We start from the raw sequence: 5303 nt of genomic DNA on the forward strand, positions 1-5303 counted from the left end.
GGCGAGCTCGAACAAATGCTAAGCCAACTGATTGAGAATTAGAAACAATCTGCAGTAGGGAAGAATCATTTACACAAAATTATTGACGCTCCCTCATAGATAATAGGTATTGTAAAGTTATATGACTTTATAATACCTATTAGAGTGAGGGATAAAGAAATGAGACAACTACACAAAGAACAGATTGAAACAGCAATGGCAGCGTTAAAGGAAAAGACAATTGATCATGTATATTTTACAGCATGTGGGGGTTCACAAGCCGTTTTAATGGCTGGTCAATATCTATTTGATAAAGAATTAACTGTACCTTGTCATGTTTATACTGCTAACGAATTTAACTATGCTATACCAAAAGGATTATCTGAAAATTCTTTAGTTATCACTTGTTCCCATTCTGGCACAACACCAGAAACTGTAGAAGCAACAAAAAAAGCAAGAGAATTTGGAGCAATGACTATTTGTTTATCTAATGAAGAAGGATCTCCTCTATGGGAAGCAGCTGAATATCCTGTTCACTATGATTGGGGTAAAGATGTTGATGCTAGTGATTTAAATAAAGGAATTCTTTATGGTTTATTATTTAATATTTTACTTGTTTTAGATGGCTCTAAAAAATGGGAAACTTGCTTGAATGAATTTGATAAGTTAAATGATCTTGTTATTGCTGAAAAGAGCAAATTTGAAATAACTGCTAAAGAATGGGGTAAAAACCAAAAACGAGATAAAATTATTTACACAATTGGTAGCGGTATCAATTACGGAGAAATTTACTCCACAGCAGCTTGCTGGTTCATGGAAATGCAATGGATTAATTCTAATGCTATTCATTCTGGGGAATTTTTCCATGGTCCTTTTGAAATCACTGATTATGATGTACCATTCATCTTAGTGAAAAGTATTGGAGATACAAGATTTTTAGATCAACGGGTAGAAGACTTCACTAAAAAATTCAGTAATAAATTAATGGTTTTAGACCAAGCTGATTTTGACTTAGAATCTATAGATAGTGTAGCGAAAGAATATATTGCAGCTGTACTTAGTGGCGTTGTTATTCGCCAAATGGTAGAAGCGATTGCTTTTGAAAGAGGCCATTCCTTAGATGTTAGACGCTATATGTGGCAAATGAAATATTAATTAATAGGAGGTTGCAAAAGATGGCAAATCAATTATTTCACATTGTGATTACAACACATTCTACCCTTTGTGAGGGTTATTTAAAGGCAACAAAATTAATTTTAATGAATGACGCCACAGGTATTAGTGCTGTTCCATTTAAAGAAAATACTAGTCCAGATGATTTTGAGGAGAGTATGAAAGAAATAATTAGTCAGCATCATTTGCAACCTCTAATTATTTTAACGGATTTAATTGGAGGAACACCTAATAATGTTTCTATTAAACAGTTGAACAACAATAGAATTCAAATTATTGCTGGGATTAATTTACCTCTTTTACTGGAGTTATTAATGGCCCAGTCAGCTGGTAAATCTATAGAAGAAATAGATTTTAAGGAATTACTGAATAACTCTCAAAAAAGTATGGTTCATATTAATTCGTTTTTAAAAGATGTCAGTTAAGGTGGCAATTTCTATTCTATAAATTTTAAAAATTGAAGGAGGAAATAGAATGATTAAATTAGTGCGTGTAGACCACAGATTACTTCATGGACAAGTAATATTTTCTTGGACTAAACAGTATGATATTAACCATATTATTGTGGCTGATAACAAAGTTCCAGGAGATCCAATGTCTGTGATGGCTTTGACAATTGCTAAACCTGCTGATTGCAAATTAGACATTGTTAAAATTAGTGATGTTAAAGGGATTATGGAAACATCCCCAAATGATAATTACATGATTTTAATTAAAGGACCTAAGGAAGCTTTTGAATTAGTTCAAAATTTACCAGAAATTAAAGAAATTAATTTTGGCGGTGTGTCTAAGAAAAGCGAGTCCAAACAATATGGAAAGGCAGTCTTTTTAACTCCTGAAGAATTAGAAGCCACAAAAAAAATTCTTGATCAAGAAGTGAAAATATTTGTGCAACAAGTCCCATCTTCAAGTATTGAAAATGTAGATTTTAGTAAGTAAGGGGGGAAAATAAATGTTATTAAAAGCCATTTTATTAGGTTTAGTTGGTGTGGTAGCTGTTATTGACTCCAGGTTAATTGGTCGACAAAATATTGGTAGACCACTAATTTTGAGTACACTTGCTGGACTTGTGCTAGGTGACTTGCATACAGGGATTGTTCTTGGGGCATCTTTAGAATTAATTTCTATGGGATTCGTCTCAATTGGGGCGGCTGGACCTCCTAATATGCAACTTGGTAGTATTATTGCCACTGCTTTTGCAATTTTAACTAATAGTAGTACAGAAACAGCCTTAACAATAGCTATCCCAGTGGCTGTAGCTGGTGAATTTATGAGTATTATCATGCGCATGATAATTGCTCAATTTGGACATGCTGCAGATAAAGCCATTGAAAATAATAAATTTAGAAAAGCTCAAATTATTCATATTTATTGGTCATTTATTTTTAATGCTTTTGTTTACTTTATTCCAATCTTTTTAACAGTATATTTTGGTGCTGACGTTGTGGCAGATTTAGTAGATAAAATTCCAGAAATGATTACAGACGCCTTGACTGTCTCTGGAAATATGCTTTCCGCATTAGGGTTTGCAATGCTATTAAGCACAATGTTGAGTAAAAAATTATATCCTTACTTTATTTTTGGATTCTTTATTGTTGCCTATTCAGGTCTTTCACTAATTGGCGTGACAATTTTTGCAGCTCTGATTGCCTTTGTAATGGATCAAGTTAAATATGGAAAAAGAGAAGAGGCGCATGGTTAATGGAAAATAGTACAGAAAAAAAACGTTTAATCACAAAAAAAGATCTTAATAAGATGTGTCTTCGTTCATGGACAATCATGTGTTCGTGGAATTATGAAAGACAAATGCATATGGGATTTATGTATGGGATGGCGCCAATTTTAAATAAAGTTTATAAAAATGATGAAGAGAAAAAAAGAGAAGCTTATACTCGTCATATGGCATTTTTTAACTGTACGCCTCAAATGACTTCATTTATTATGGGACTTTGTGCTTCTATGGAAGAACAAAATGCTCAAGCAGAAGAAGGAAACTTTAATACTGAATCTATCTCCATGATTAAAACCAGTTTAATGGGTCCTTTTGCTGGAATTGGTGATTCATTTTTCCAAGGTACTTTAAGAATTATTACATTTGGGATTGGATTGTCTTTTGCTAAGCAAGGTAGTATTTTAGGACCGATTTTAGCTGTTGGCCTTTTTGCTATACCTTCTATTTTAGCTGTTTTTTACGGCGGTAAATTAGGATATGAGTCTGGCAATAAATACCTTACTAAATTGTATCAAGAAGGTCTTATGGATCGAGTAATGCAATTTGCTTCTATCATTGGTTTGGCTGTAGTAGGTGGAATGGTGGCTAGCATGGTGCCAATTGTCACCCCTTTAAAATTCACCACAGGGGGAACAGAACTTGTTTTACAAGACTTACTTGATTCCATTATTCCTGGATTATTACCACTTGTATGTACTTTGGGAATATATAAATTGATTAAGAAAAATGTTAGTACAAATATGCTCTTATTAGGTTGTATTTTGGCAGGGTTTGTTTTAAGTATAATAGGTATCTTATAATGATTAAGGCTCTAATTTTTGATATGGACGGAGTTTTAATTGATAGCGAGATTATGTATCAAAAGTGGGTATTTAATTTTTTAAAACAAGAAAATTTAAGCTATCCTTTGTATTCTTATCAAAAAAAGATTGGAACTACAGCAAGTATTTTTGATGATATAGAAAAGTACAATGAGGGATGTAACAGTTTAGAATTGAAGGGAAAATTTACTAAATATTGGAAATCGCAAAAGATTGATTACTTGGATATTTTTCCTAATATACTAATTGAACAGCTTGAATGGTTAAAAAAGAAAAAAATAAAAATGGCAATTGCTTCTTCCAGTCCAATGGATACTATAAATGAAGTTGTTACCACTTGTAAAATAGAGTCATATTTTGATTGTTTAATTAGCGGAAGAGATTTGCCAGAAAGTAAACCTAATCCTACTATATTCCTTAAAGCTTCAGAACAGCTCAGAATTCCAGTTGAAGAATGTCTGGTGATAGAAGATTCTTATAATGGTATAAAAGCTGGTAAAAGAGCAAATATGAAGGTTCTTGCAATTAAAGATAAACGTTTTTCTCAAGATGTAAGTCTAGCAGATGATGTTATTTACGATATTAAATATCTGCGACAAGAAGTACAGGTGAAATTTGGAATATAAATAAGTTTTTTGATGTATTTAGAGAATATTAGTAAAAATAAAAATCATGCCCAAATCTAATCAAAATTGATTGCTTTGGGTATGATTTCTTTTAATATCAATCTATTACTTTAGGATCTGAATCATTTTTATGCACCGTATCTAAAGTGATATTTTCTGTGACTTCAATAACATAACTAATTCTATCACAACGAACTGTGGATTGAGAATAATGAAATGGTTGATTATTTTTATCTTTGCCAACCTTTTCTAAAATAAATAGCGGATCTCCTACTATACATTGCAATAAGTCGGAAAGCTCAGGTGTTGCAGATAAACCGTTTATTTCCATAATAGAGCTCGTAGCTTTGACATCATAGTCATCTTCTAGAAGTTTATATAATGAAGTATATTGGCTACCTTTTTCAAATAAAGTTGGAAATTTTTCTTCTGATGCGAAAAAATTATCAATTCCCATCGGGGCACCGTCTTCCCACATTAAACGTTTAATATTGTAAACTCTATCAGTTACATTGATTTGTAATTTATTAGCTAAAAACTCATCAGCCTTTATAATTTTAGAATGTAAAACAGTATATCTAATTTTATGTCCTCGGGTAGAAAGAGAATCGCTAAATCCATGAACTCCAGCTAATTTTAAACTTTCTTTTTTTTGAGTTACAAAGGTCCCTTTCCCCCTTAATCGTTCAACTGTTCCACTTTCTGCTAAAAGTTTAAAAGCTTTTCGAATGGTAATCTTACTTACTCCATAAATTTTACATAATTCTTCTTCTGTAGGTAATTGCTCTCCTGGAAGATATTTTTTTTCACGAATATCGTTACGTATAGAAGCTTCTACTTGTAAATATAATGGTCTATTATCTTGAAAATTCATAGTACTGGATAGGCTACAATTAACTAGACAGAAAAATTAAGGTGTGTAGACTAGAAGAAAACATACCAGGAGGAATTTTTATGTCTAAGAGAACACGA

At 32.1% G+C, this 5303-nt stretch carries 7 protein-coding genes; 6 read left to right on the forward strand and 1 reads right to left on the reverse strand.

Going from position 1 to position 5303, the window contains the following annotated elements; all coding sequences use genetic code 11:
* The first annotated feature begins 159 nt into the window (after positions 1-159).
* The 6 genes from DIZ30_RS05740 to DIZ30_RS05765 are packed head-to-tail and all read left to right on the forward strand — an operon-like array spanning position 160 to position 4331.
* Entirely contained in the window at positions 160-1134 is a 975-nt protein-coding gene (locus tag DIZ30_RS05740; protein ID WP_002298774.1) for an SIS domain-containing protein, read from the forward strand.
* Entirely contained in the window at positions 1116-1577 is a 462-nt protein-coding gene (locus DIZ30_RS05745; RefSeq protein WP_109023140.1) for a PTS sugar transporter subunit IIA, read from the forward strand. The genes DIZ30_RS05740 and DIZ30_RS05745 overlap by 19 nt, the downstream gene beginning before the upstream one ends.
* 49 nt (positions 1578-1626) lie before the next feature.
* Complete coding sequence (locus DIZ30_RS05750; RefSeq protein ID WP_002298777.1) at positions 1627-2091, forward strand: PTS sugar transporter subunit IIB; 465 nt, start codon at positions 1627-1629, stop codon at positions 2089-2091.
* Positions 2092-2104: 13 nt separating this feature from the next.
* Positions 2105-2854 (forward strand): PTS sugar transporter subunit IIC, encoded by a 750-nt coding sequence (locus tag DIZ30_RS05755; RefSeq protein WP_002298779.1) that lies wholly within the window; start codon positions 2105-2107, stop codon positions 2852-2854.
* A complete protein-coding gene (locus DIZ30_RS05760) occupies positions 2854-3684 on the forward strand; it encodes a PTS system mannose/fructose/sorbose family transporter subunit IID (protein ID WP_002312607.1) in 831 nt (276 codons plus the stop codon). The genes DIZ30_RS05755 and DIZ30_RS05760 overlap by 1 nt, the downstream gene beginning before the upstream one ends.
* Positions 3684-4331, forward strand: coding sequence for an HAD family phosphatase (locus tag DIZ30_RS05765; RefSeq protein ID WP_002298781.1), 648 nt, complete (start codon positions 3684-3686; stop codon positions 4329-4331). Before DIZ30_RS05760 ends, DIZ30_RS05765 begins: the two co-directional genes overlap by 1 nt.
* Positions 4332-4428: 97 nt before the next feature.
* On the opposite strand, the gene DIZ30_RS05770 is transcribed toward DIZ30_RS05765, so the two are convergent.
* On the reverse strand, positions 4429-5205 hold the full coding sequence (locus DIZ30_RS05770; protein ID WP_002312609.1) for a GntR family transcriptional regulator: 777 nt from the start codon (positions 5203-5205) through the stop codon (positions 4429-4431).
* Positions 5206-5303 lie beyond the last annotated feature (98 nt).

This window comes from Enterococcus sp. H57 (genome assembly GCF_003112495.1).
Taxonomy (GTDB): domain Bacteria; phylum Bacillota; class Bacilli; order Lactobacillales; family Enterococcaceae; genus Enterococcus_B; species Enterococcus_B faecium.